Origin of the sequence: Paraburkholderia sp. Ac-20342 (assembly GCF_017104985.1) — a bacterium.
Lineage (GTDB): Bacteria > Pseudomonadota > Gammaproteobacteria > Burkholderiales > Burkholderiaceae > Paraburkholderia.
This window is the reverse complement of record NZ_JAAGPQ010000114.1, coordinates 1-22,660: the sequence shown is the minus strand read 5'-3', so window position 1 is coordinate 22,660 and position 22,660 is coordinate 1. Positions and strand designations below refer to the sequence as shown.

The following is a 22,660-nucleotide window of genomic DNA, read 5'->3' as shown; positions in this document are numbered from 1 at the left end:
CATCTGCATGACCGTGCGCGCCTCTTCGTGCTGAGCGCCGATGGCGGCACGCCCGCGGCGCTCGCGGCCGCGCTCGTCGCGCGCGGCTTCGGCGCGACGCGCATGAGCGTGCTCGAACATCTCGGCGGCGAGCGGGAACGGTGCATCGAGGGCCGCGCCGATCAATGGCCGGCCGGCGAGATGGCCGCGCTCAATCTGATCGCGCTCGACTGCCGCGCGTCCGCGCATGCGCCGCGTCTGCCACTGAGCGGCGGCCTGCCCGACGACGCGTTCATTCACGACGGCCAGTTGACCAAGCGCGATATCCGCGCGATCACGCTCGCGCGCCTCGCGCCGGCGCCCGGCGAATTGCTGTGGGACGTCGGCGCGGGCAGCGGCTCGATCGGCATCGAGTGGATGCGCGCGCATCCGGCCTGCGGCGCGATTGCGATCGAAGCGCACGAGATGCGCCAGGGCTTTATCGAGCGGAATCGCGATGCGCTCGGCGTGCCGGCGCTGCAACTCGTGGCCGGCCGCGCGCCCGCCGCGTTGCAGGGGCTGCCCGCGCCGCATGCGGTATTTATCGGCGGCGGCGTGAGCGAGCCCGGTGTGCTCGACACCTGCTGGGCGAGTCTGCGCAACGGCGGCCGGCTCGTCGCCAATGCGGTCACGCTGCAAGGCGAGGCGGCGCTCGTCGCATGGCGCGAGCAGCATGGCGGCACGCTCACGCGTATCGCGCTCGCGCAGGCGCAACCGCTCGGCGGTTTCGACACGTGGCGCCAGGCGTTGCCGATCACGCTGCTCGAAGCGACGAAGCCGGCCGATGCGTCGCCGGATAACCGGTCGGCCGATTCGTGATGCGCGACGAGACTCCCGAACAGCCGGCGCCGCTGCGCAGCGGCTACACGACCGGTAGCTGCGCGACGGCGACCTCGCTCGCGGCGGCGCGGCTGCTGCTCGCGGGCGTGGTCAGCGAGGTCGCCGAGATCGTGCTGCCGAAGGGCCAGCATGTACCGATGCGGCTCGTGTTTTGCCGGTTCGTGGCGCGGGGCGATGAGGGCGGGACGCAGGACAGCGGGTTAACGGGCACGCATGGCAACGAACATGACAATGAACAAGCGGGTGTGCAAATAAACCCGCAAGCAAGCCCGCACAGCGGACGGATCGCCGAAGCCGGCACGATCAAGGACGCCGGCGACGATCCCGACGTGACCCACGGCGCGGTCGTCTTCGCGCGCGTGCGCCTCGTGCCCGAGCCCGGCGTGATCTTTCGCGCGGGGCCCGGCGTCGGCACGGTCACGCGCGCGGGGCTCACGCTGCCGGTCGGCGAACCGGCGATCAACCCGGTGCCGCGCCAGATGATGACGCGGCATCTGAGCGAACTCGCCGCGCAGCACGCGTACCGCGGCGGCTTCGAGGTGACGGTCGGCGTCGAGGGCGGCGAAGAACTGGCGCTGAAAACGATGAACCCGCGCCTCGGCATTCTCGGCGGGTTGTCGATTCTCGGTACGACCGGCATCGTGCGGCCGTTTTCGTGCTCGGCGTATATCGCGTCGATCCATCAGGGCATCGACGTCGCGCGCGCGAACGGCTACACGCATCTCGCCGCCTGCACCGGCAACGCGAGCGAGGACGCGATGCGCGCGCACTACGGCCTGCCCGATATCACGCTGATCGAAATGGGCGATTTCGTGGGCGCGGTGCTAAAGCATATGAAGCGCGCGCCGGTCGAGCGGCTCAGCATCTGCGGCGGCTTCGGCAAGCTCAGCAAGCTCGCGGCGGGCCATCTCGATCTGCATAGCCGCAATTCGAGCATCGACCTCGAACAGCTTGCGGCATGGGCCGCCGCGCATGGCGCCGACGCCGCGCTGCAAGCCGCGATGCGCGCGGCCAACACGAGCCAGCAGGCGCTCGCGCTAGCGCATGCGCAGCAGGTGCCGCTCGGCGATATCGTCTGCGCGCGCGCGTTGGCCGTCGCGCGTGAGATCGTGCCGCCGCAGGTCGGCGTCGAGACGTTTGCGATCGATCGCCAGGGCAAGCTGGTCGGAGCCGCGCGATGATGCGGGTTCTGCTGCTCGGCGGCACCGGCGACGCGCTGAAGATCGCGCGCCGGCTCGGCCCCACGCACGTGTACAGTCTCGCGGGTCTCGGCAAGGTGCCCGACGATTTGCAGTGCGCGGTGCGCGTCGGCGGTTTCGGCGGTGCCGACGGCCTCACGCGTTACCTCGAAAGCGAACGGATCGGGCTCGTGATCGACGCGACCCATCCGTACGCGGCGCAAATCAGCGCCAACGCGGCGCAGGCGAGCCGCGCGGCGCACGTGCCGTGCTGGGCACTGCGCCGTCCGGCGTGGCAGCCGCAAGCCGGCGACGACTGGCGCATGGTCGGCGACTGGCACGAACTGACGGCGGCGCTCGCGCCGTTCAGGCGGCCGCTCTTCACGCTCGGGCGCGAACCGCTCGCGCATCTCGACGAAATCCCGCCGCATCAGTTCTGGACCGTGCGCGTGCTCGACCCGCACCCGGACACGGCGCGCTCGCGCACGCTCGCGGCGCGCGGGCCGTTCACGCTCGATGGCGAGCGCGCGCTGTTCGCGCTGCAGGCATTCGACGTGGTCGTCAGCAAGAACAGCGGGGGCGGCGCCACCGAGGCGAAGCTCGAGGTCGCGCGCGAACGCGGCCTGCCGGTCGTGATGCTGCGGCGTCCGCCACTGCCGCCGGCCGAGCGCGAGTTTGCCGCCGTTGCCGATCTGCTCGACGCATTGCGTACGGTCGGCGCGGTCGGCGCAACAGCTCATTGAATAACGTTTGGAGTCTTGAATGACGGTGTTTTTTATCGGCGCGGGTCCGGGCGACCCGGAGCTGATTACGGTGAAAGGGCAGCGGCTCGTGCGTGCCTGCCCGGTGATTCTCTACGCGGGTTCGCTCGTGCCGGCGGCGGTGCTCGAAGGACATCGCGCCGAGCAGGTGGTCAACACCGCGGACCTCGATCTCGACCAGATCGTCGCGCTGCTCGCAGCCGCGCATGCGAAGGGGCAAGACGTCGCGCGCGTGCATTCGGGCGATCCGTCGCTATACGGCGCGATCGGCGAGCAGATTCGCCGTCTGCGCGAACTCGGCATTCCGTACGAGATCGTGCCCGGCGTGACCGCGACGGCCGCCTGCGCGGCCGCGCTCGGCTGCGAACTGACGCTGCCCGATGTTTCGCAGACGCTGATCCTCACACGTTATGCTAGCAAGACGGCGATGCCCGAGGGCGAACAGCTCGCCGATCTCGCCCGGCATCGCGCGACGCTGGCGATTCACCTCGGCGTGCGGCATCTCGCGCGCATCGTCGACGAGTTGCGGCCGCATTACGGCGGCGCCTGTCCGATCGCGGTGATCTATCGCGCCAGCTGGCCCGACGAGGAGAAGATCACCGGCACGCTCGACGATATCGTCGGCAAGGTGGCAGGGACGTCGATCGAACGGACCGCGCTGATTCTGGTCGGCGAGGTGCTGGCCGCCGAGGGCTTCGCGGAGTCGACGTTGTACGCGAAGGGCGCTTGAGCGTGGCGGGCGGCAGGGGGCATGTCGCGTGTGCGTGCCGGGTAGGTGCTGGGTCTGCCTGCATGGGGCCGCTGTTCTCAACGCGTCATCAGCGCTTCGTCAACGCCTCAGCAGCGCCTTCACGGGCGCTCCTGCCTCTCCTTGCGCTCGGCGCCAGGCGGGCGCACCACGCGCCCATGCGAAAGCTTCGTGACCAGATCGATCTGGTCGCGCGCATCCTTGGCGAGCGCGCGGATCGGAGCCTGCGTGGCGTCGTCGGTCTCCTGCGGATGCGTCAGCAGCACCGCTTCGCGGTGGAAGATCTGCCGGTTGTCGTCGAGATAGCGCAGTAGCGCCGTGCGCATCGCGGTGCGCGGCGACCGGGGCGGCAGCTTCGCGTGGTCGATCGCCGTGTAGAGGGCGTCCCACTCCGGCAGGATATCGGTGATGAGCCGGTTCGAGGCCACGTCCCGTTCGACCTGCGACGCCATGCGCATGTGCCGCCATGCGTCGAGGTCCGCGAGCGCTTTCAGTTGGGCAGGATGCATGTCGAACAGCACTTTCTCGAACTGCGCATCTTCGAGTCTCGCCGCGCCCATGTGCGTAAGCGGATAGGCGAACGCACCGAGCGCGGCGCCCCCCACCAGCGTCGACGCCAGCAGGCTCGTGCGCGAGCGGCGCTCACGCGCGACGGGTTCGAGCGGCCGCGCAAGCAGCGCGCCGATCAGCATGCCGCCGATCAGGCCGCCGACGTGCGCGGCATTGTCGACGCCGCGATGCACCAGACCGCTATAGAGATTGAAGAGAATGAACACCCACATCGCGCTGCGATTGCGCTCCGCGAGCGTCTTCGGCAACTCCTTGCGATAGCGCAGCACGTAGACCAGCAGCGCGCCGGCCACGCCGAAGATCGCGCCGGACGCCCCCACGGTGCTGAGCGCGGGATGCACGAAGATGCTGAACATGCTGGCGCTGAGCCCGGCGAACAGATAGAGCGCGAGAAAACGCGCGTTGCCGTACAAACGTTCGGTCAGCCGGCCGAGCGCATAGAGCACGAGCATGTTCGACACGAGGTGAGCGAGGCCCGCATGGACGAACAGGGCACTCACCAGACGCCACGGCTCGCCGCTGAGCGTATCGGGCGCGAAGTTCGCGCCCCAGTCGAGCAGTGTGCTCGGATGGGGCTTGAACGGGTCGGCGCCGGCGGCGTACATTGCCATGAAAACGACGAGGTTCAGCACGATCAGCGCGTAGGTGACCCACAGGTGCGGCGTCAGCGCGGCAAGCCGGTAGTTGATCGTGTTGAGCGCGCGCCGCTCGGCCGCGAAGGCGGGCGTCATCTGCGCGGGCAGCAGGCCGACGATCTGCTGCACGTCTTCGAGGCTGCCGGTGGTCAGCGCGACGCGTCGCACGTCGCGCGAGCCCGCGCGCAGATCGAAGCACAACTGCCGCCCGTCGAACTCGATGTCGTAGATTTCGTCGCGGTGAAAGTCGTACTGTTGACGGCCGCTCGCTCGACGCAGCACGACGCGCTCCTGGCGGATCGATAGTTCGCCTTTGATGCGTAATGCATGGCGCAAGGCGGACAACGGATTCCAGCGCAGATGCCAGCTTTTTGGCCGGACTGAATAGCGCAGCTTGAAAGTCGCTGCGCTGTCCCAATCCGCGAAAACGGAAAACGCGGCAGGGGGCATGCCCGAAGCGTGGCCCGACGCTCCAGGATGGGGTTCGACACGATCCATGTGATCGCCTTCTCTCGATGTTTTTCTTGGTATGCCTTTGAGGCGTTGCGCCATTCTGAGTTGGGCGCGTTTTTATTTCAAGTGAGAGAAAGCGCTCAGTCTTCCATCGGCGACAGGACTTCGACCGGCACCGGCTTGTCTCCGCTGAGCCGGATCGTCGGCACGAGCGAGAACAGCGAGACGACGCACAGCCCGATCACGAAGATCGACACGAACGTCAGGTGCAGCGACTGATGCAGCACGAGGCGGATCAGGTCGCTGTCGCCGAGATCGGCCGCGCGGTTCTGCAGCAGTGCCTTCAGCTGGTCCGACGTCACCGTGGCGACGCCTTTCGAATGACTGAGTCCGAAGTTCAGCACCGCGCCGAACAGCGTCGCGCCGAGCGTGCTGCCGAGATTGCGCGAGAACAGATTCGATGCGGTCGCGCTGCCGCGCTCCTCGGGCTTGACGATCTCCTGGATCAGCATGAGCGAACTGACGCTCGACGTGCCCATGCCGAAGCCCATGATGAGCGACGCGACGCCGGCGATGACCGGCGAGGCGCCTGGCGACAGGAACAGCAGCAGTACCGCGCCGAGCGGCACGAACGAACTGCCGCCGATCAGCATGCGCCGCAGCCCGAGCCGGTGGAACGACTTCGCCGCGAAGGTCGCGCCACTCGGCCAGCCGACCATCATCATCGTGAGCGCGAGGCCGGCCACGACCGGCGAGCGGTGCAGCACGCCCTGCACGTACATCGGCAGGAAGGTGGTCGCGCCCATCAGGATCATGCCGGCCAGCACCGTCGCGCTGTTGCAGGCGGCGATCGGCCGGCGGCTCCAGAGCGCGAACGAGATCATCGGCTCGGCCGCGCGGCGCTCCTGCAGCACGAAGCCGACCACGCACACCACGAACACGCCGCCCGCCCAGCCGGCCTGCGTGAGGGCGTTGTCGCCGGCGTAGGTGAGCGCCATCATCAAGGCGGCGATCGCGGCCATGAAGAGTGCGGCGCCGCCGAAGTCGATCGACGGCCGCGCGTGCCGTTCCGATTCGCGCAGGAACGCGATGAAGCCGGCCGCTGCCGCGAGGCCGATCGGCAGGTTGATCCAGAAGATCCACGCCCACGACAGGTTGTGAATGATGAAGCCGCCGACCATCGGGCCGAGCACCGCCGAGATCGCCCATACGCTGGCGAGATAGCCCTGCACCTTGCCGCGTTCGCGCGCCGGGTAGAGGTCGGCGACGATGGTCAGCGCGACCGGCTGGATCGCGCCCGCGCCGACGCCCTGGAGCAGGCGGAACGCGATCATCGAGGGCATCGACCAGGCGAAGCCGGAAAGCGTCGAGCCGACGAGGAAGATCGCGATGCCCGTGAGGAGCACGGGCTTGCGTCCGTAGAGGTCGGCGAGCTTGCCGAAGATCACGGTCATCGCGGTCTGCGTGAGCAGGAACGACGAGAACACCCAGCTATACAGATGCAGATCGCCGAGTTGCGAGACGATCTGCGGCATGGCGGTGGAGACGATGGTCGCCTCGATGGCGACCATCGCCATCGAGGCCATCACGGCGATGATGACGAGATGGCGTGCGGATTGAGGGCTGCGGGACATGAAGGCGTAGTATCGATGTGTGGAGCGCGTCGGGCGGCTCGCCGGGGGCGAGGCGCGACGCATCGGCGCGGCCGCGCAAGGCGGCCGCTGTGGAGTATGCACCTTACGGCGCATGCGTGCCCGGATTCCTCGTGCAGGCAAGCCCGGCCGCGGGTCCGCTCCGTTCGGGCGAGCGGGCGGGAAAAAGCGGGTAAGCGGGTCAGCGTGTAAGCGGGTCAGGCCGGCCTTGCCGCTTTGGCACGGGCGTTGCGCATTCAACATTCCCTTTCGACACATGGAGGACCATGATGAGGATCGAATTCACTGGACGTCGGGAAGTGATAGCCGCCGCGCGCGTTGCCTTCGAGGCCAAGGTGGACGGCACGGGCGTATGGTGCAGCGTATCGCTGGACGCGCTGAACAGCCACTTCGGCAACGGCGGCTCATCGGCCCACGATCTGGTGGGGACCTTCGAGGCGAACCGCGCACGCATTGAAAATGCCACACGGCGCGTGCTCGAGAAAAATGGCGGGCAGTCGGTGGAGCTCGAGGGCAGCGATTTCAGTTGAGGTGCGCGGGGACTCCCGGGTTCGAATCCGTCGCTCGCGCAACACCGATTAGCACGGCGGTTCGCGCGAGCGGCGGGAGGCTCCTGTATAGTCGCGGCAGTCAGCAAACAGTCTCTTCGAAACTCTGGAGAATATCTTGCAGGAAATCATCGAAGGTTTGATCCGCTTTCAACGCGAGATCTTTCCGCAACAGAGCGCGCTGTACAAGCGTTTGTCGACGGCACAGAATCCCAGCACGCTGTTCGTGACCTGTTCGGATAGCCGCGTGGTGCCGGAGTTGCTCACGCAAACCGAGCCGGGTTCGCTCTTCGTGATCCGCAACGCGGGCAACATCGTGCCGTCGTACGGCCCGGAGCCGGGCGGCGTGTCGGCCACCGTCGAATATGCGGTGGCCGTGCTCGGCGTGACCGACATCGTGATCTGCGGCCATTCGAACTGCGGCGCGATGACGGCGATCTCGACCTGCACGAACCTCGAACACATGCCGGCGGTCGCGAGCTGGCTGCGTCACGCGGATGCGGCCAAGGCCATCAACGCATCGCGTCACTACTGCTCGGATGCCGAGCGTCTCGAAGCGCTCGTCAAGGACAACGTGATCGCGCAGCTTGGCAATATCCGCACGCATCCGCCGGTAGCGGTCGGGCTCGTCAATAAAACGCTGCGGCTGCATGGCTGGATCTTCAATATCGAAAGCGGCGAGATGCTCGCGCTCGATGGCAAGACCGGCGAATTTTTACCGCTTGCGGAGAATCCGGAAATCTATGCCGTTTAATGCGGCTTTGGGAATCGGGCATATCTAGCGCGTATTCAGGCGGGCATTAACGCAAAGGCCGCAGGCCCGAAAAAAGCCATAACGCAGCAGACGTAAAAAGCGCGGCGCACTGAGGTTCAGTGCGCCGCGTTTGCTTTTCATCGTTGTGCATCGTGTATCTGGACAACACACATTCGAATTGCCGCCGGTTTATCCATCGCGCGCTCGCCCGATTCGGACACACGCTCTGCCTGATCCGCCGATTCATCGCACGCCCTGCGCGCAATGAGAACCGACTGCCTATGCTGCGTTCTCATTCATCTGTGCATTGAGCGGCCGCATGGCGGTCGCGATGGCGGTGATGGCGGCATCCATCGGATCGATCGCTGCCCACTTCCGGTTGAATCCCGGGGCGCCCGTACGCATCGACGCGCGTTTGCGCGCGTGTGCGTATCGCGCTAGCCCCGGCACGTCGATCTGCTGGAAGGGGAATCCGTCTTGTATCGCGAACCGAGAATGGCAGTGCTGACGGGGCTCGTCGTCGGCGTGGTGGCGATCGGCCTGTATGTGCTGCAGTTCGAAAACAACTGGCTGCCGAACGACGAACTGGTGCTCAGGAGCGACGGCGAGCGCAGCGAACTCACGGGCCCATCGGTGGCGATGGGGCGTGTCGAGCGGAGTGGCGACAATGCGCTGACGAACCCATGGGCGGCGCACAATAACTCGCGTCGCAGCGATGCGGCCAGGGCAAGAGCGACGGCGCCAGCGCGAGCGGACACGCCGCCGGACGCGACGTTTGCATCGACGGAGCCGCGCAACGATCCGCCGCTCAGCGTGCCGCAAGCACCGCCGCGGCAACAACGGCCATTGCAGGCGAGCAACATGCGACAGCCTGCGCTCAGATCCGCTCGCCCCTCATCGCACGAGGCGGCAAAAAACAGCCATCCGCACGAGTCGCACGCGTCGCGCGAGCGCCGGCTTGCACGTCGCGAGCCGGCCAGAAATGCGCCAGGCGTGGCCAGGCCGACGCGACTCGCGGCAAACGCCGCGACGACTTCACGCGGCCATCATGCACGGCCTGCCGGCACGCGAAGCAAGCCATCGGTGCCCGTGCACGAGCGGTCCACAACGAGGGCCGTGAAAAAAACATCGCCAACAACTTCCGCGCGGCCGCATCGACGGCTTGCGCCAGCTAGCGGGCCCACAGCGTCGATATCCGGCACCGCACCGGCCGCGCCAGCCGCGAGCAACGGCCCGGCACCGTCCGCCGACGCCTCGCCGCAAGCCAGCGACGACGGCCGCAAAACACGCGCCCAGGTCCTGGCCGAACTCGTCCGGGCGCGCGAGGACGGCAGCCTGCCGGCCTTCGGCAATCCGAGTCCGGTCGGACCCGGCGGCACGCCGTCTTCCGCCGTCGCGCGGCGGCCCTGAACCACTCAGCGCAGCGATGCCGCGAGCCGCGCGAACGTGGTGTCGTCGGTGCGATCGAAGGCGAGCGGCGTGACCGACACGCGGCCCGCCGCGACCACCGCCGTTTCGCTGTCGGCATCGTTCGCGCGCGTGCCGCGCTGAAAGCGCAGCCAGTGATACGCCATGCCGCGCGGGTCGACCTGCGGCAGCACGTCGATGTCTTCGACGAGGCCGACGCCTTGCCGCGTCGGCGTGAGCGGGCCGGCGTCGGCCGCATCGACGTCGGGGAAGTTGATGTTCAGGCAGGTCGGCGCCGCCTGCTCGATCGCGAGCAACTGGCGGATCACGCCGGGCGCGAGCGTGCGTGCCGTGTCCCAGCGCACGCGCTCGCGATCGCGAAAAGCCTGACTCAGCGCGAACGAAGGCAGCCCGAGCAGCAGGCCGGTCATCGCCGCACCGACCGTGCCCGAGAACATCGTTTCGACACCGAGATTGGCGCCGCGATTGACGCCCGACAGCACGAGCGTGGGCGGCGCCTCGCGCATCAGATGACGCACGCCCATCACGACGCAGTCGCCGGGCGTGCCGGTCACGCCGAAGCGGCGCTCGCCCTGGCGGCTCACGCGCAGCGGCGAATGCAGGCTGATCGAATGCGAGGTGCCGCTCTGATCGTGCTCGGGCGCGACCACCCAGACTTCGTGCGCGAGTTCGGCGGCCACGGCTTCGAGCACGGCGAGGCCGGGCGCGTCGATGCCGTCGTCGTTGGTCAGCAGCACACGCGGCACTTTGGATTCGTCAGCGGACATCGCGTCAATCTCCTCTCGATCGGTGGGTGAACCGGCCCGGATTCGCGGCGGATTCATGCGGGCAGGGACGTTCAGACAGGGACGTTCATTATCCGGCCTTCGCCCGGCGAACGATCCCGGCACTTCGCGACATTTCGCGACATTTCGATAAAAACCTTGACGCCGTTCGCCTGGCGCCTATAGTTCACCACATGGTGAAGTATTCATCCAGTCAACTCGATCGTACGTTTGCCGCGCTCGTCGACCCGACGCGGCGGGCCATCCTCGTGCGTCTCGAACGCGAGCCCGGCCTGTCGGTCACGGAGATTGCGCGTCCGCTGCCGCTGAAGCTGCCGGCCGTGATGAAGCATCTCGACGTGCTCGACGAGGCCGGTCTGATTTCTCGCACGAAGCGCGGACGAACCGTGTCGGTCGAACTCGTTGCCGGTCCGATGGAAGAGGCCATGGCGTGGCTTCGGCGCTATGAGCGTTTCTGGTCCGCGAGTCTCGACCGGCTGGCCGATTTTGTCGAAGGGGAATCCGAATGACCACGCAGCCCACGCAGAAGCCGAGCCTCACGATCGTGCGACGCCTGAAGGTTCCGCCCGCGAAGGTGTACGCGGCATGGACGCGTCCCGAACTGATGGCGCGCTGGTGGGGACCGGATGGCGGCCCGGTGCTGAGCGCCGAAGCCGATCCGCGCGTGGGCGGGCGCTTTCGCGTCGTGTTCCAGACGCTGGATGGCGAAACGCACGATTGCAGCGGGGAATATCGCGAGGTCGAGCCCGATCGCAAGCTGGTCTTTACGTGGCAGTGGGTCACGATGCCCGAGCGGCGCTCGCTCGTGACGATCGTGCTGCGCGCGATCGACGAGGGCACGGAACTCCACTTCACGCATGCGCAGTTCTTCGACGAAGCCGCGCGCGACGATCACCGGACCGGCTGGAGCGGTTCGTTCGACAAGCTCGAACGCTTCCTGGAGGCACAGGCTGGCGAAGCTCGCTGCAGCGGAACATGAATGCGTGTACGGTAACGCCACTTCGACATCTTCTTAACTCAACCCGAGACCGGATATGAAGCTTTACTACGCTGAAACTCCCGCTCCGCGCAAAGTCTGCGCTGTGGCACGCTACCTCGATTTGCCGATTGACTACGTGTTCGTCGACCTGCTCAAAGGCGAGCAAACGAAGCCGGAGTATCTCGCGATCAATCCGAACGGCAAGGTGCCGGTGCTCGTCGAAGGCGAACGCAAGCTCTGGGAAGCCGACGCGATCGCCTGCTATTTCGCGCAACGCACGGACTCGGGGCTCTGGCCGCGAGATCCGCAGCAGCAGATCGAGGTCGTGCGCTGGATGAGCTGGAATAGCCAGCATCTGTTTCGTCAGGCGGGCGCGCTTTACTACGAATACCTGGTCAAGGCGTGGGTCGGCATCGGCGCACCCGATGAAGCGAAAGTCGCCGAGGCGCAGGGCTTGTTCCGCAAGAACGCCGCCGTGCTCGAGCAACACCTGAAGGGCCGCAAGTGGCTGCTCGGCAATGACCTGTCGGTCGCGGATTTTCTGGTTGGCGCGATGTTGCCGTATGCGCCGAGGGCGGCGATACCGCTCAATGAATTCTCCGAAGTACAGCGCTGGCACGATCAGCTGAACGCTTTCGACGCGTGGCGCAAGCCGTTTCCCGAACGCGCCGGACAGGCCGCCTGGCAGGCGTGAGTCGCGCTTGCGCGCTTCATGATTGCACGCTTCACACGCGGCGGCGGAAGTCGCCGCCATCGACACGACGACATTGAGCACGGCCGGCGGGAATAAAACCCGCGCAGCGCCAGTCATGCCTCACGAACCGGGCCGCAGTGGCCGCGGGACACTCCCGCAGCTTCTGCGGCGAATCTTCTTCGTGAGGTCATCATGTCGTCACATCATCCGTTCGATCCGGCGCGTCGCGGCGCGCTCAAATGTCTTGCATTCGGTGGACTCGGCACCGTGTTCATGCTGTCGGGCGGCGTGCTCGCGCCGGTCGAACTCGCGCTCGCCGCCGATGCAAAAACCGCGTCGGCATCGACGGGCGTGCCGCTTTTCCTGCAGATCAGCGACACGCATATCGGCTTCAACAAGGAAGCGAATCCCGACGTCGCGGGCACGCTGAAACAGACGATCGACTTCGTCAACGCGATGCCGTCCAGACCGCCGCTCGCAATCCACACGGGCGACATCACGCATCTGTCCAAGGCATCCGAATTCGATCTCGCGGCGCAACTGCTGGCGGACCTGAAAATCACCGAACTGCACACGGTGCCCGGCGAGCACGACGTGACCGACGGCCCCGGCACCGAATACTTCAACCGCTTCGGCAAGGCCTCCGATAACTGCGGCTATTACAGCTTCGATCATCAGGGCGTGCATTTCGTCGGCCTCGTCAACGTGATGCATTTCAAGCCGAACGGCCTCGGCGGTCTCGGCGACGAACAGCTCGCGTGGCTCGAAAACGATCTGAAGGGACGCTCGTCGAGCACGCCGGTCGTCGTGTTCGCGCACATGCCGATGTGGACGATCTACGAACCGTGGGGCTGGGGCACCGGCGACGCGGGGCAGGCCATGAGCTACCTGAAGCGCTTCGGTTCGGTGACGGTGCTCAACGGCCATATCCATCAGATCGTGTCGAAGGTCGAGGGCAACGTCACGTTCCATACCGCGCGCTCGACCGCCTATCCGCAGCCGACCGCCGGCCATGGCGACGGCCCGGGGCCGCTGAAAGTCGCGAGCGACCAGTTGCCGAAGATGCTCGGCGTGACGAGCGTCAGCATCGCGCGGCATCCGCTCAAAGCGACGCTCAATGATGCGACGCTCGCATGAACGGCACGGCGAAGCCCGCATTTTTTCGCGCCCTGAGGAGATCGATCATGCAAACCCGTATCGTGGTCCGTGTATTTTTCAACCTGCTCGGCAGCGTTCTGATTCTCGCGATGTCGGCGGGATCGGGCGAGGCGCAAACGCCGGTGCAGGGGCACATGCAGACGCAGACGCAAAGCCCCAATGCCGCCGTCATCAGGAACTTCATGTTCATGCCGATGGCAATGACCGTCAAAGCCGGCTCGACGGTGACGTGGACGAACCTCGACGGCGAGCCGCACACGGTCGTCAACGATGCGGGCATGTTCCGCTCGGCCGCGCTCGATCAGAACGACACGTATCAGTTCAGGTTCGATAAACCCGGTATCTACAAGATATTTTGCGGCATTCATCCGAACATGAAGCAGACGATCACGGTGCAGTAAGCCGCATGGCGAGTTGCACGGCGAACTGCATGCCACTCATGCGGTGTGCAGCTCGCTCAGGCGGCACAGCAGAATTCCGTAGCCGGTCAGATGCCCGAGATACACGCTCGTAAATACGCTGGACGCGGGCAGGTCCTCGCTCAATTGACGCAGGTCTTCCATGTGTAGCGGCGGCGCGGCGAGCGGCGCACGTTCGACGCGCAGGTCCGCCGCCTCGGCCAGTTGCCGGTGCACGGCGACGAGCAGGCCGAGGCGCGCGAGAAACGCCTCGCGCCATGCCGCATCGAGCGCGGCGAACGGGGCATGGAACGTGTCCATGGTCTCGAGAAAATTGACGAGCGTATCGAAGGTCTCCTGATAGCACGCGAATACCGGCAGCCGCACCTCGTTGCGCTTCAGATGCGGCGACACCCAGGCCTGTTCGAGATCGGTTTTCAGCAACTGATGCGCCTGCTTGAGGTTCGTGCTTAGCGCGCGCAGCTTCGCCGCGGCCGGCTTGATCTGAGATTTTTCGAGCGTGCCGGCCGCGAGCTGCTCGACGATGCCGGTCGCCTGCTCGTTGCCGTCGTTGACGAGCGTATTCGCCCAGTAGCCGTGATCGGGCGGAAACGCGATCTGCTGGATGATGAAGCCGAGGAACATGCCGAGCACGACGCCGATCAGGCGCTGTTCGAGCAGCGGAATATGTTCGCCGGTATAGAGCACGAGCGTGATCGGCACCGTGATGCTGGTCATCTGGAACAGCGATGGCCGCAACGCCACGATGCCGAAGATCACGACCGGCAGCAGCGCCGCGCCGAGCCATAGATGTGGCGCGGTGAGCCAGATCAGCAGCGTGCCGATCGGCATCGCCACCACGTTGGAAAACACGCGCTTGTAGAAATAGCTTCGGGCAGCCGAAATCGAGCTGCCGAGCGCCAGCGTCAGCATCGTCGAACCGGCGAGCGGCACGGCCGCATCGGGATAGCCGAGCAGATAGGGGATGCCGAAGCCGATCCACAGCCCGAGCGTGAGCTTCGCGTACTTGGCGGTTTCGGACAGCGAAAAGCGCGCGAAGGCGCGGCGAAAAGGCGTCAGAGGTTTGTGCTGATACACGTTGGACATGATTGGCATGCTGAGCGATGACGTTATGCGTTTCGCAACCCGCGTTCGCGAAACGCGTGAACGAGAACTTACCATTACACGCGGACTATTTCGGGAATCCGGTGCCGCGGCAAGTTCGGTGGAGGCCTCGCGCCGCATGTGGCGCGTGTCTCGGCAAAAGCCCGTTTCAAGCGGTGGCCTTGCATCGTGCGCTGTCCACGGGGCAGGCGTAGTTGTTGCATCGGTGACAGCCACCGCTCTGGCGTGTTTCGCGGAACCCTTGTCGCATCTGGCGTAGCGGCCGGGGGCGGCGACGCGCCTACCTGCCGCGTTGCAGCTTTTACCTGCCTTGTTGCCGTTTGGCATGGCGATGGGTAGCCTGATTTTCAAACGCGATTGAGGCTCGACAAGGACGCGGCAAAAGCGCAACGTCAACCTGTTGTGGCCCGCAGGCGAGAGGACTACATTCATCGAACAGTGCGTGCAACGGCGGCGCGCAAGCGCGGCTCGCGGCCACTGGTCAGCCCGAAGTGGCACGTACCCGGAGCGTATTGCAATGGCTACCGATCACGATCCTATTCGCGTGCGTGATTCCGCAACCGACGACCCACATAGCGACTTCGACCTCGACGGTTCGTACCGGACGGATGTTGTGCCGCGGCGTTTCAGCCGCCTCGCGCTCTGCGTCGCGGCGGCAGTCGCGCTGACTTTCGGCGTGTTGGGCACCATCGCCTATGGCGTCTGGTTCGATCAGGACCAGCAGGTGTATGCGCAGGCCATCGCCGGGGCGCGTGCGGCGCTCGGTTCGCCGAAGCCGGGCGGGGCTGCTGCTGCGACGGCGACGGTGAGCGTCGCGCATGAAGCCGAGGCGTCTCGCACGCAACCGGCCGCGTCCGTTGATACGCGCGAAGCCGCCAACGAGCATGGCAACGATCCGGGCGGGTGGTCGGGGCAGATCAGGCAGAGTCCTCCGCCTGTTGCGGGGGCTGCCCCTGCGGTGCAGCTGGCAGGCACGTTGTCTGATTCCGTAGCTGATGCATCGGCTGATCCGCCCGTTGCTACGGCTACCTCTTCTGCTCCATCCACGCCCCTTCGCGCCGCGAAGGCCGCCGATTCCACGGCGCAGCCCGCGTCCGGCCGTGCGTCGAAAGAAACGCGACTCGCGCAGCAGGGAAGGCATGCGTCGTCGAACGCGAAGCACAAGGACGGCCTGTTTGCGCGCGTGGGCAGTTTCTTTCGACGCGTAAGTTATCGTCAACATGGCAACGGACGACAACAAGACATTTACTCGCATCCTTGAGTGGGTTGCCGCCGTGCGAGCCGGCCCGCGCGGCGCCGTTCGCACGCGGATAGGGATGCGCCGCTGGCGGCCCGGACCGGCGAGCGTCGCCGTGGCCGCGCTGCTGTGTCTGCTGTTCGGCGTGCTGTATCTCGCGACGCAGATCCGCACGGTCTTCTCCGATCAATTCAAGCAGGAGTACGCGGGCCTCGTGCTCGAAGCGACCGAGCACGCCGACAGCGCGCGCGAACAACTGGCCGTGTGGCAGCGCATGTCCGGTGTGAGCCGCGACGCCGCCTACCAGCAAGGCTATCGCGCGGCGCGCGGCGAATTCGCGCGGCGTCTTGCCTCGCTGGCGGCGCTCGTCGACGCGAGCCCGTCGCCGGCACCGCCGCTTCCGTCCACGCTCGCGGCGGATGCGCCGCCCGAAACTACGGTGGCGCAGCTCGGCGACGTGTATGCGTTCTGGCACGCGCAACGCGAGGCGTCGAGCGCCGACGTGCGGCTACGCGCGACGCACGTCTCGCGCACGCTGATCGTGCTCGCCACGCTGCTGTTCTGCATGCTGATTACCGCGCTCGGCATGTATGCGAAGCGCAACCGGCAACTCGCAGGGCAATCGCACGAGTTCGAGCATGCGTCGCTGCATGATCCGCTGACGGGCTTGCCGAACCGCCGCATGCTGCTTACCGCGCTCGACGATGCCGCTGACGGCGCGCGGACCGCGATCGCAGAGCGGCGGGTCGCGCTGCTCTATATCGATCTCGACGGCTTCAAACAGGTCAACGACTCGTTCGGGCATCGCACCGGCGACGCATTCCTCGTCGACGTGTCGGCGCGGTTCCGCGCATCGGTGCGCAAGAGCGACCTTGTCGCACGGATCGGCGGCGACGAGTTCGCGGTGCTGGTGCGCGAGTTCGTGAACGAAACGCAACTGGTCGAGATCGCGCGCCGGCTGATCGCCTGCGTGGTCCGCGCCGACGAGGAAATGGGTGTCGGCCCCGTGCGCGCGAGCATCGGCATCGCGAGCTTTCCCGACGACGTCGACGATCCGCGCCACCTGGTCGCCGCAGCCGATGCCGCGATGTATCGGGTCAAGCGCGACGGCAAGGACGGTTATGCGTTCGCGGCGCCGACGGGGGGGGTGGAGCGGGAGGGGTGAGGGATTCGATAAAGTTCAATGGATTAGCTACGGCGTTTAGCCCGTTTTGATCGAATAGAGATCGCGCAGAAATTCATTTTGTTGACTTCTAAGCACATAGCGGCAGCGTGCTGCCATAACATCATATAGTTCTATATGGTTGCGTTGCGCCCGTTCCTTTGGTGACGGATATTCAATCTTAATCGCCAGATCGCAAGCCTTTGCGGCGTCATTCTGTATCCGCATATAACGGATCAATTCGGCCTTGTTCATGCTAAACACACGTCACCGCTCCTCGTTCATCCACCCCATCAACTTCTCGCGCGCATTCAGCTCAATGAACGACGGCCGCGCGCGCATCCCGCGGATATAGCTCGCGAGATGCGGCCAGTCCGTCGCCGGCCGCGGCATGTTGCGCGTCCAGCGCATCAGCACGACCGCGAGCAGGTCGGCGGTGCTGAGCCTGTCGCCGGTTAAATACGCGTGTTCCGCTCCGCCGAAGTGCGTATCGAGCCGTTCGCAAGCCTCCTCGATGCGGCGCCGCGCGAGCGCGCGCACCGCGTCGGCACCGCCGGCGTCGCCGTCCTTGTCGGCGTAGAACCAGTCGCGCATCGCGGGCAGCAGCGTGTTCGCGAGGTAGATCATCCACTCGATCCATGCGGCGCGTTGCGTCGAGCCCACCGCCGGCGCGAGCGCGGCGTCGGGGTGCCGCTCGGCGAGCAGCATCAGCAACGCAGCCGATTCATGGCGCGGCGTGCCGTCGACGATCAGTGTCGGCACCCGCCCGGCGGGATTGAGGCGCAGATAGTCCGGATCATGCTGCTGGCCCGCGCCGAAATCGACGAGGCGCGTCTCGAACGGCACGCCCAGTTCGATCAGCATCCAGTGCACGGCCATGCTGGCCGTGCCGGGCGAATAGTAGAGAACGTAGGACATGTCAATGCGCCGACGCGTGCGTCTGCTCGGCGCCGCGCGGCTGCGTCACCGCGCTCACGATCACGAACACGATCACGTTGACCACCAGCGCGAGGATGCCGATGTTGACGTCCTTCAGCGCATCGGGCAGGAACGGCATCAACTGGCCGACGCTCCAGTGCAGCAGCGTGGTCAGCGTGACCACCGCGACGCCGGCCACGATGCCGCAGAACGCGCCTTGCCTGGTCGCGCGGTTGTGCGGCCGCAGGCTGCAGATCATGGCCGGGAACAGCTGCGTGACGAAGTTGTAGCCCATCAGCAGCAGCGCGACGATCGTCGCGCCGCCGTGCAGCGTGAAGCCGACCGCGACGAGCGCCACGATCGGCACGAGCACGCGGGCAATCGTGGCGACGGTCGCATCCGATGCGCCGCGGTTCAGCATGCCGCGATAGACGTCGTTGGCGAGCAGCGTCGAGGCCGAGGTCAGGATCATCGAGCCCGGCACGAGCGCAGTCAGAATGCCGGCCGCGCCGATCACGCCGACGAACCACGGGTCGAACGTTTGCAGCGAGAGGCGGAACAGCGACAGGTCGATGTCGGCGCCGGTCAGGCCCGGCACGCGCAGCGTCGCCGCGAAGCCGACGAAGAACACGAACAGCAGGATCAGCTGATAGAGCGGCAGCACTGCTGCATTGCGGCGAAAGATGCGCTCGTCCTTCGCCGTGTAGATCGAGCCGAACGTGTGCGGCCACATGAAGAAGCCGAGCGCGGCCAGCAGCACGGTCGACTGGAACCACACCACGCTCGAGCCGCGCGCCGGGAACGACAGGAAGCCGGGGCGGGCGGCGTCGATCGCGCGGAACATGTCGGAGAAGCCGCCGTAGTAGTGCAGCGGCAGATAGATGCCGAGGAACAGCACGATCGCCAGAATCAGCAGGTCCTTGGCGACCGAGTTCCACGCGGAGCCGCGTACGCCCGACACGGTCACGTAGGCCGTGACCACGCAGGCGCCGATCCAGACCGCCGCCGTCGACGAAATCGCGCCGTACGAAACCGTCGCGACGATGATGCCGAGCCCCTTCAGCTGCAGCACGAGGTACGGAATCAGCGCGGCCACGCCGACCAGCGCGACGAGCGTGCCGAGCGCCGGGCTGTCGTATTTGCGCGTGAAGAAGTGCGGCTGCGAGACGAGGCGGTGGATCTTCGCGTAGCGCCAGATCGGCGGCAGCACCCAGTACGAGATGATGTAGGCGAGCGTGCCGTAGGCGAGGATGTAGTAGACCGGCGCGCCTTTGCCATAGGCGAAGCCGCTGCCGCCGAGGAACGTGAAGGTCGTGTAGATTTCGCCGGCCATCAGCAGGAACACGAACGCGGTGCCGAAGCTACGGCCGCCCACGCTCCACTGCTCGAGGCTCATGTCGTGGCCGCGCCGCGCGCATACCCCGAGGAACAGCGCGCCGAGCGTGACGGCCGCGATGATGACGAGTGCACTCATGGGCGAACCTCCTCGGCGTCGGCGGCAAGCTGGCGGTTGGACGGATCGAGGCGGTAGACGATCGCCATGATGATCGCACTCAACACCACCCACATGACGATCCAGGCCAGCACGAACGGCATGCCGAGCACGAGCGGCTCGACACGATTGACAAACGCAACGCCGACCAGGATGCCGATGAACGGCAACGCGGCAAGTACACGAAGCAGCATGTGGGCAACTCCTCGAACGAAGGGGTAGATGTCGTTGAAAGTACGGCTGCGTTGACGACTTTATGCCTGATACTTTGGTCCCGTAAAGGGCTTCAAAATAAATGTCAGTTTTCCGAAAGTTGCGGATGCATCTTTCCGGTGCGATTGCTGCACCGCAAGGCAGAGCGCGGCCCGGCGCGCCGCTCGCGAGCGGGACTCGCCGTGCGCCGTCGCGGGGCACGGGGCGCGCGGTTTTTTGCGGCCTGGCTGGCGCGGCGCGATATCATCTGCCAGCAATGCAGCATGGTCCGGGCCGCGGTTCGTCGCAGCAGTTCGTGGGGTCCGCGCCCCGGGTTCATCAACAGGGCACGGCGTCTGTCGACGCGGCCCGCTACGGACACACATATGGTCGAAAGCCTGATCTCCGACATTCTGTTTGGCTTTACCGGCTTGATCAGCATCATCAATCCGATCGGCGGCGCTTTTGTTTTTCTCGACCGGACCGCCTCGCTGACCACCGAGGAGCGCAGCGTGCTCGCCCGCAAGATCGCGATCAACGCGAGCGTCGTGCTGCTGGTGGCGTTTTTCATCGGTACGCCGATCCTGCATTTCTTCGGCATTTCGATGGAGGCGCTGCGCATCGGCGGCGGCCTCGCGCTCGCGGTGGGCGGCTGGCAGATGCTCAATGCGCCGGACACGCAGCCGGCCGAGCAGACCGGCGTGAAGCGCGTCGATGCGGAGAATGCGATGTCGCGCGCCTTCTTCCCGCTGACCGTGCCGCTCACCACCGGGCCCGGCTCGATCGCGACGGCCATCGCACTGACAGCGAACCGCACGCACAAGCTCTCGGCGTTCGTGATGTCGGGCATCGCCTCGGTGGCGATTTCGCTCGCGGTGGCCGTGACCGTCTATCTGGTCTATAGCCGCGCGGTGGTGTTCGCGCGCTACCTCGGCGTGGAAGGCACGAAGGTCGCGTTGAGAGTGTCGGCGTTCCTGCTGCTGTGCATCGGCGTGCAGATCATCCTGACCGGCGTGTCCGAATTCCTGATTCCGATCGCGACGATGCCGCCGGTGGCGAGATGAAAAGCGCGAACACGTTTATTACGTTGCCTATACCGCGCGCAGTCAAGCTTCACGGCAGGCTTTGATGAAGGTTGCGAGCGTTGCGCGATGCAGGTACGAAATCGAGACTGGATTCGGGGCGGCCAAAGGCGAGTAAGGCCTTGACCGGCATGAGGTGTGTGACTTGGCCCCTGATTAACTTTCAGCGCTATTTATACCTATAACGCCGGTGCCGCAAATTCGGGCACCGGCAATGTTCGCTAACAGGTCCGGTTTACCTGTGCTCGGTATTCGCGGTTTCCGCCGCCTGCTTGAGTTCCTCATTGGCCTGGACGAGCAGATCGCGAGCCCTTTGGGCGTGCCCGCCGAGGTCCCATTCGTTCGCTCTTTGAGCATCGTCGATCCGCCTGTTGGCCTGGTCAACGAGATGCTGGGCGGCACGCAGGTTGGGATGCCTGTCGCCGACGTTGTGCGGCGGGGTCTGCGCGTAGGCAGCGGCACAGCACAAGACAGCGTTTGCAAGAATGGCGTTCGAGATAAAGCGCTTCATGGTTTTCTCCTGTGATGGAACAAATTCATATGCCAGGTATTTTTGCCGGCGAGCATACGTTCACACGAAATTTTTACTATTCTGTAATCGCCATTGATATTAATTAACTACATTCCATCCTCGCCACATCATTCTTTTCTGTCAAGGAAAAGATAATTCATGTTTTTATAATTCCAGTTTTGATTAAAGAAAATATTTTTAAATCCAGTCGCTGATTTTTTGTAATTTCAAGGTCCATCTACCCGGCCATGACGACCTTCGCGCTGGCGCGATTCAGCGTGCCGACCTCGGAAGCCTTCAGCCCGTTGCGCACGGATTCGTGCAAACCGTCGTCGGTGAAAACACGGATTTCGCTTGATCGGCCGGATCGCCGATTCGGTGCGTTCATGGAGTCGGTTTGTGCGACGAAGGTCCAACTCGCCGCACTGGCAAACTAGCGTGTGAGCAGCATCGAGCCAAGCACCGAGAACGCCGTCGCGGGCAGTTCGGCGAGCCGGCTGATGACGACGTTACGCGGATAGAAATCTTCGACCGCATCGGTCAGCACGCCGATGCCGACCAGTTCGATGCCGCGCTTGCCGATCGCCGCGACGCGTTCGCGCAGATCGCTGCGCAAGACCTGCGGATCGCCGTCGCCGGTCGACGGGTAGCCGTCGGAGAACACCATCAGGATGCGGCGCGCGGCCGGGTGATCGGCGAGCCGCGTCGCGGCCCATGCGAGCGCCTCGCCGTCCGGGTTCTCGTGCCCGCAGTCGATTTCGGCGAGGCCGCTCAGATCGGTCGCGCCGAAGTGCTTGTAGACCTTCAGATCGAGCCGCTCGACGAAGCGGTTATAGCGCCGCAAATCGGCGCCGGCCGCGAGCTGGCGCTCGTAGAGCTGCTTCATCGGCGCCGATTCGAGCGAGCAGTAGCCGAGCACTTCGCAATCGAACGACAACTGCGTGAGCGCATCGCATAGGGCGCTCGCGCAGAGGCGCGCGAGTTCGATCTTGCGGCCGGCCATCGAACCGCTGCGGTCGATCAACAAGGTCACCGCGACGTCGCGCCCCTTGGCCGCGCGCTGCGTGCGAAACGGCGTGCGATAACCGGGCGACGTCGCGAGCTTCGCGAGCGCCGTGCGGTCGATCTCGCCGCGCTCCTGTTCGCGGCGCCAGCGGATGCGCTCGTCGGCGGACAGGGCGCGCTCGAGCTTGTCCTTGAGCGGCGCGGTGTCGGCACGCGCCTGGGCGCGCAGCGTGCGCCATGCCGCGCTGTCGCCCTGGCCGGTCACGTCGGCGATCACGTCGAATTCGGTGGCGAGCGGAAGCGACAGCAGCATGCGTGCGGCGGCCGCCGAGGCCGC

Annotated in this window: 24 protein-coding genes and 1 pseudogene; 15 read left to right on the top strand and 10 right to left on the bottom strand. The window is 65.6% G+C overall.

The window, feature by feature from the left end; translation table 11 throughout:
- From cbiT to cobM, 4 genes are all read left to right on the top strand, one after another.
- Window positions 1–837 (top strand): precorrin-6Y C5,15-methyltransferase (decarboxylating) subunit CbiT (gene cbiT, locus G3N58_RS30335; protein WP_206001035.1); only part of this gene is annotated, 837 nt, incomplete at its 5' end.
- Complete coding sequence (locus tag G3N58_RS30330) at window positions 837–2,039, top strand: cobalt-precorrin-5B (C(1))-methyltransferase (protein WP_206001034.1); 1,203 nt, start codon at window positions 837–839, stop codon at window positions 2,037–2,039. The genes cbiT and G3N58_RS30330, both read left to right, overlap by 1 nt.
- Complete coding sequence (locus G3N58_RS30325) at window positions 2,036–2,779, top strand: cobalt-precorrin-6A reductase (RefSeq protein WP_206001033.1); 744 nt, start codon at window positions 2,036–2,038, stop codon at window positions 2,777–2,779. The genes G3N58_RS30330 and G3N58_RS30325 overlap by 4 nt, the downstream gene beginning before the upstream one ends.
- 19 nt (window positions 2,780–2,798) lie before the next feature.
- Complete coding sequence (cobM, locus tag G3N58_RS30320) at window positions 2,799–3,527, top strand: precorrin-4 C(11)-methyltransferase (protein WP_167281751.1); 729 nt, start codon at window positions 2,799–2,801, stop codon at window positions 3,525–3,527.
- Between the two features lie 119 nt (window positions 3,528–3,646).
- Here cobM and G3N58_RS30315 read toward each other — a convergent pair whose 3' ends face one another.
- The gene (locus G3N58_RS30315; RefSeq protein WP_206001032.1) at window positions 3,647–5,248 is read right to left on the bottom strand and encodes a rhomboid family intramembrane serine protease; all 1,602 of its coding nucleotides are present in this window, start codon (window positions 5,246–5,248) and stop codon (window positions 3,647–3,649) included.
- A 95-nt stretch (window positions 5,249–5,343) separates the two neighbouring features.
- Window positions 5,344–6,837, bottom strand: a complete 1,494-nt coding sequence (locus tag G3N58_RS30310; protein WP_206001031.1) for an MDR family MFS transporter — start codon at window positions 6,835–6,837, stop codon at window positions 5,344–5,346.
- Window positions 6,838–7,124: 287 nt separating this feature from the next.
- On the opposite strand from G3N58_RS30310, the gene G3N58_RS30305 reads away from it, so the two are divergent.
- The 3 genes from G3N58_RS30305 (at window position 7,125) to G3N58_RS30295 (ending at window position 9,567) form a co-directional block, all read left to right on the top strand.
- Window positions 7,125–7,385, top strand: a complete 261-nt coding sequence (locus G3N58_RS30305) for a DUF1488 domain-containing protein (RefSeq protein WP_167042002.1) — start codon at window positions 7,125–7,127, stop codon at window positions 7,383–7,385.
- 136 nt (window positions 7,386–7,521) lie between these two features.
- Complete coding sequence (locus G3N58_RS30300) at window positions 7,522–8,157, top strand: carbonic anhydrase (RefSeq protein WP_167041794.1); 636 nt, start codon at window positions 7,522–7,524, stop codon at window positions 8,155–8,157.
- A gap of 495 nt (window positions 8,158–8,652) precedes the next feature.
- The gene (locus G3N58_RS30295) at window positions 8,653–9,567 is read left to right on the top strand and encodes a DUF4148 domain-containing protein (RefSeq protein ID WP_206001030.1); all 915 of its coding nucleotides are present in this window, start codon (window positions 8,653–8,655) and stop codon (window positions 9,565–9,567) included.
- Between the two features lie 5 nt (window positions 9,568–9,572).
- On the opposite strand, the gene surE is transcribed toward G3N58_RS30295, so the two are convergent.
- Entirely contained in the window at window positions 9,573–10,352 is a 780-nt protein-coding gene (gene surE, locus G3N58_RS30290) for a 5'/3'-nucleotidase SurE (protein WP_205990678.1), read from the bottom strand.
- A gap of 191 nt (window positions 10,353–10,543) precedes the next feature.
- Between surE and G3N58_RS30285 the strand changes: the two genes are divergently transcribed.
- The 5 genes from G3N58_RS30285 to G3N58_RS30265 all read left to right on the top strand — a co-directional run bounded on the left by G3N58_RS30285 (window position 10,544) and on the right by G3N58_RS30265 (window position 13,602).
- A complete protein-coding gene (locus tag G3N58_RS30285; protein WP_206001029.1) occupies window positions 10,544–10,879 on the top strand; it encodes a metalloregulator ArsR/SmtB family transcription factor in 336 nt (111 codons plus the stop codon).
- Window positions 10,876–11,349, top strand: a complete 474-nt coding sequence (locus G3N58_RS30280) for an SRPBCC domain-containing protein (RefSeq protein WP_167041807.1) — start codon at window positions 10,876–10,878, stop codon at window positions 11,347–11,349. The genes G3N58_RS30285 and G3N58_RS30280 overlap by 4 nt, the downstream gene beginning before the upstream one ends.
- Window positions 11,350–11,404: 55 nt before the next feature.
- Window positions 11,405–12,043, top strand: coding sequence for a glutathione S-transferase family protein (locus tag G3N58_RS30275; RefSeq protein ID WP_167041810.1), 639 nt, complete (start codon window positions 11,405–11,407; stop codon window positions 12,041–12,043).
- Window positions 12,044–12,235: 192 nt separating this feature from the next.
- The gene (locus tag G3N58_RS30270) at window positions 12,236–13,180 is read left to right on the top strand and encodes a metallophosphoesterase (protein ID WP_206001028.1); all 945 of its coding nucleotides are present in this window, start codon (window positions 12,236–12,238) and stop codon (window positions 13,178–13,180) included.
- A 155-nt stretch (window positions 13,181–13,335) separates the two neighbouring features.
- Complete coding sequence (locus tag G3N58_RS30265; protein WP_241017289.1) at window positions 13,336–13,602, top strand: plastocyanin/azurin family copper-binding protein; 267 nt, start codon at window positions 13,336–13,338, stop codon at window positions 13,600–13,602.
- Between the two features lie 36 nt (window positions 13,603–13,638).
- Here G3N58_RS30265 and G3N58_RS30260 read toward each other — a convergent pair whose 3' ends face one another.
- Window positions 13,639–14,706, bottom strand: a complete 1,068-nt coding sequence (locus tag G3N58_RS30260; RefSeq protein WP_206001027.1) for an FUSC family protein — start codon at window positions 14,704–14,706, stop codon at window positions 13,639–13,641.
- A 535-nt stretch (window positions 14,707–15,241) separates the two neighbouring features.
- Here G3N58_RS30260 and G3N58_RS30255 point away from each other — a divergent pair.
- Entirely contained in the window at window positions 15,242–15,985 is a 744-nt protein-coding gene (locus G3N58_RS30255) for a hypothetical protein (RefSeq protein ID WP_206001026.1), read from the top strand.
- A gap of 55 nt (window positions 15,986–16,040) precedes the next feature.
- Complete coding sequence (locus tag G3N58_RS30250) at window positions 16,041–17,126, top strand: GGDEF domain-containing protein (RefSeq protein WP_241017288.1); 1,086 nt, start codon at window positions 16,041–16,043, stop codon at window positions 17,124–17,126.
- Between the two features lie 36 nt (window positions 17,127–17,162).
- On the opposite strand, the gene G3N58_RS30245 is transcribed toward G3N58_RS30250, so the two are convergent.
- Genes G3N58_RS30245 through G3N58_RS30230 form a run of 4 tightly spaced genes read right to left on the bottom strand, consistent with a single transcriptional unit; the run spans window position 17,163 to window position 19,727 of the window.
- Window positions 17,163–17,378, bottom strand: coding sequence for a hypothetical protein (locus tag G3N58_RS30245; RefSeq protein WP_167281737.1), 216 nt, complete (start codon window positions 17,376–17,378; stop codon window positions 17,163–17,165).
- Between the two features lie 12 nt (window positions 17,379–17,390).
- On the bottom strand, window positions 17,391–18,041 hold the full coding sequence (locus G3N58_RS30240) for a glutathione S-transferase family protein (RefSeq protein ID WP_167281736.1): 651 nt from the start codon (window positions 18,039–18,041) through the stop codon (window positions 17,391–17,393).
- A gap of 1 nt (window position 18,042) precedes the next feature.
- Complete coding sequence (locus G3N58_RS30235; protein WP_206001024.1) at window positions 18,043–19,515, bottom strand: sodium:solute symporter; 1,473 nt, start codon at window positions 19,513–19,515, stop codon at window positions 18,043–18,045.
- Window positions 19,512–19,727 (bottom strand): DUF3311 domain-containing protein, encoded by a 216-nt coding sequence (locus G3N58_RS30230; RefSeq protein ID WP_167041833.1) that lies wholly within the window; start codon window positions 19,725–19,727, stop codon window positions 19,512–19,514. The genes G3N58_RS30235 and G3N58_RS30230 overlap by 4 nt, the downstream gene beginning before the upstream one ends.
- 384 nt (window positions 19,728–20,111) lie before the next feature.
- Between G3N58_RS30230 and G3N58_RS30225 the strand changes: the two genes are divergently transcribed.
- Window positions 20,112–20,789, top strand: coding sequence for a MarC family protein (locus G3N58_RS30225; RefSeq protein ID WP_167041836.1), 678 nt, complete (start codon window positions 20,112–20,114; stop codon window positions 20,787–20,789).
- Window positions 20,790–21,042: 253 nt separating this feature from the next.
- Here the strand turns inward: G3N58_RS30225 and G3N58_RS30220 are convergent, their stop codons facing one another.
- Window positions 21,043–21,318, bottom strand: a complete 276-nt coding sequence (locus G3N58_RS30220; RefSeq protein WP_167041839.1) for a hypothetical protein — start codon at window positions 21,316–21,318, stop codon at window positions 21,043–21,045.
- Window positions 21,319–21,751: 433 nt separating this feature from the next.
- A pseudogene (locus G3N58_RS30215) lies at window positions 21,752–22,660 on the bottom strand (cobalamin biosynthesis protein CobT); the annotation flags it as partial.

Bases quoted from the DNA above. Each gene is read 5' to 3' on its own strand.
- G3N58_RS30330 (WP_206001034.1), top strand. From the start codon at position 837: ATGCGCGACGAGACTCCCGAACAGCCGGCGCCGCTGCGCAGCGGCTAC.
- G3N58_RS30325 (WP_206001033.1), top strand. From the start codon at position 2,036: ATGATGCGGGTTCTGCTGCTCGGCGGCACCGGCGACGCGCTGAAGATC.
- cobM (WP_167281751.1), top strand. From the start codon at position 2,799: ATGACGGTGTTTTTTATCGGCGCGGGTCCGGGCGACCCGGAGCTGATT.
- G3N58_RS30315 (WP_206001032.1), bottom strand. From the start codon at position 5,248: ATGGATCGTGTCGAACCCCATCCTGGAGCGTCGGGCCACGCTTCGGGC.
- G3N58_RS30310 (WP_206001031.1), bottom strand. From the start codon at position 6,837: ATGTCCCGCAGCCCTCAATCCGCACGCCATCTCGTCATCATCGCCGTG.
- G3N58_RS30305 (WP_167042002.1), top strand. From the start codon at position 7,125: ATGAGGATCGAATTCACTGGACGTCGGGAAGTGATAGCCGCCGCGCGC.
- G3N58_RS30295 (WP_206001030.1), top strand. From the start codon at position 8,653: ATGGCAGTGCTGACGGGGCTCGTCGTCGGCGTGGTGGCGATCGGCCTG.
- surE (WP_205990678.1), bottom strand. From the start codon at position 10,352: ATGTCCGCTGACGAATCCAAAGTGCCGCGTGTGCTGCTGACCAACGAC.
- G3N58_RS30285 (WP_206001029.1), top strand. From the start codon at position 10,544: ATGGTGAAGTATTCATCCAGTCAACTCGATCGTACGTTTGCCGCGCTC.
- G3N58_RS30280 (WP_167041807.1), top strand. From the start codon at position 10,876: ATGACCACGCAGCCCACGCAGAAGCCGAGCCTCACGATCGTGCGACGC.
- G3N58_RS30275 (WP_167041810.1), top strand. From the start codon at position 11,405: ATGAAGCTTTACTACGCTGAAACTCCCGCTCCGCGCAAAGTCTGCGCT.
- G3N58_RS30270 (WP_206001028.1), top strand. From the start codon at position 12,236: ATGTCGTCACATCATCCGTTCGATCCGGCGCGTCGCGGCGCGCTCAAA.
- G3N58_RS30265 (WP_241017289.1), top strand. From the start codon at position 13,336: ATGCAGACGCAGACGCAAAGCCCCAATGCCGCCGTCATCAGGAACTTC.
- G3N58_RS30260 (WP_206001027.1), bottom strand. From the start codon at position 14,706: ATGTCCAACGTGTATCAGCACAAACCTCTGACGCCTTTTCGCCGCGCC.
- G3N58_RS30255 (WP_206001026.1), top strand. From the start codon at position 15,242: ATGGCTACCGATCACGATCCTATTCGCGTGCGTGATTCCGCAACCGAC.
- G3N58_RS30250 (WP_241017288.1), top strand. From the start codon at position 16,041: ATGCGCCGCTGGCGGCCCGGACCGGCGAGCGTCGCCGTGGCCGCGCTG.
- G3N58_RS30245 (WP_167281737.1), bottom strand. From the start codon at position 17,378: ATGAACAAGGCCGAATTGATCCGTTATATGCGGATACAGAATGACGCC.
- G3N58_RS30240 (WP_167281736.1), bottom strand. From the start codon at position 18,041: ATGTCCTACGTTCTCTACTATTCGCCCGGCACGGCCAGCATGGCCGTG.
- G3N58_RS30235 (WP_206001024.1), bottom strand. From the start codon at position 19,515: ATGAGTGCACTCGTCATCATCGCGGCCGTCACGCTCGGCGCGCTGTTC.
- G3N58_RS30230 (WP_167041833.1), bottom strand. From the start codon at position 19,727: ATGCTGCTTCGTGTACTTGCCGCGTTGCCGTTCATCGGCATCCTGGTC.
- G3N58_RS30225 (WP_167041836.1), top strand. From the start codon at position 20,112: ATGGTCGAAAGCCTGATCTCCGACATTCTGTTTGGCTTTACCGGCTTG.
- G3N58_RS30220 (WP_167041839.1), bottom strand. From the start codon at position 21,318: ATGAAGCGCTTTATCTCGAACGCCATTCTTGCAAACGCTGTCTTGTGC.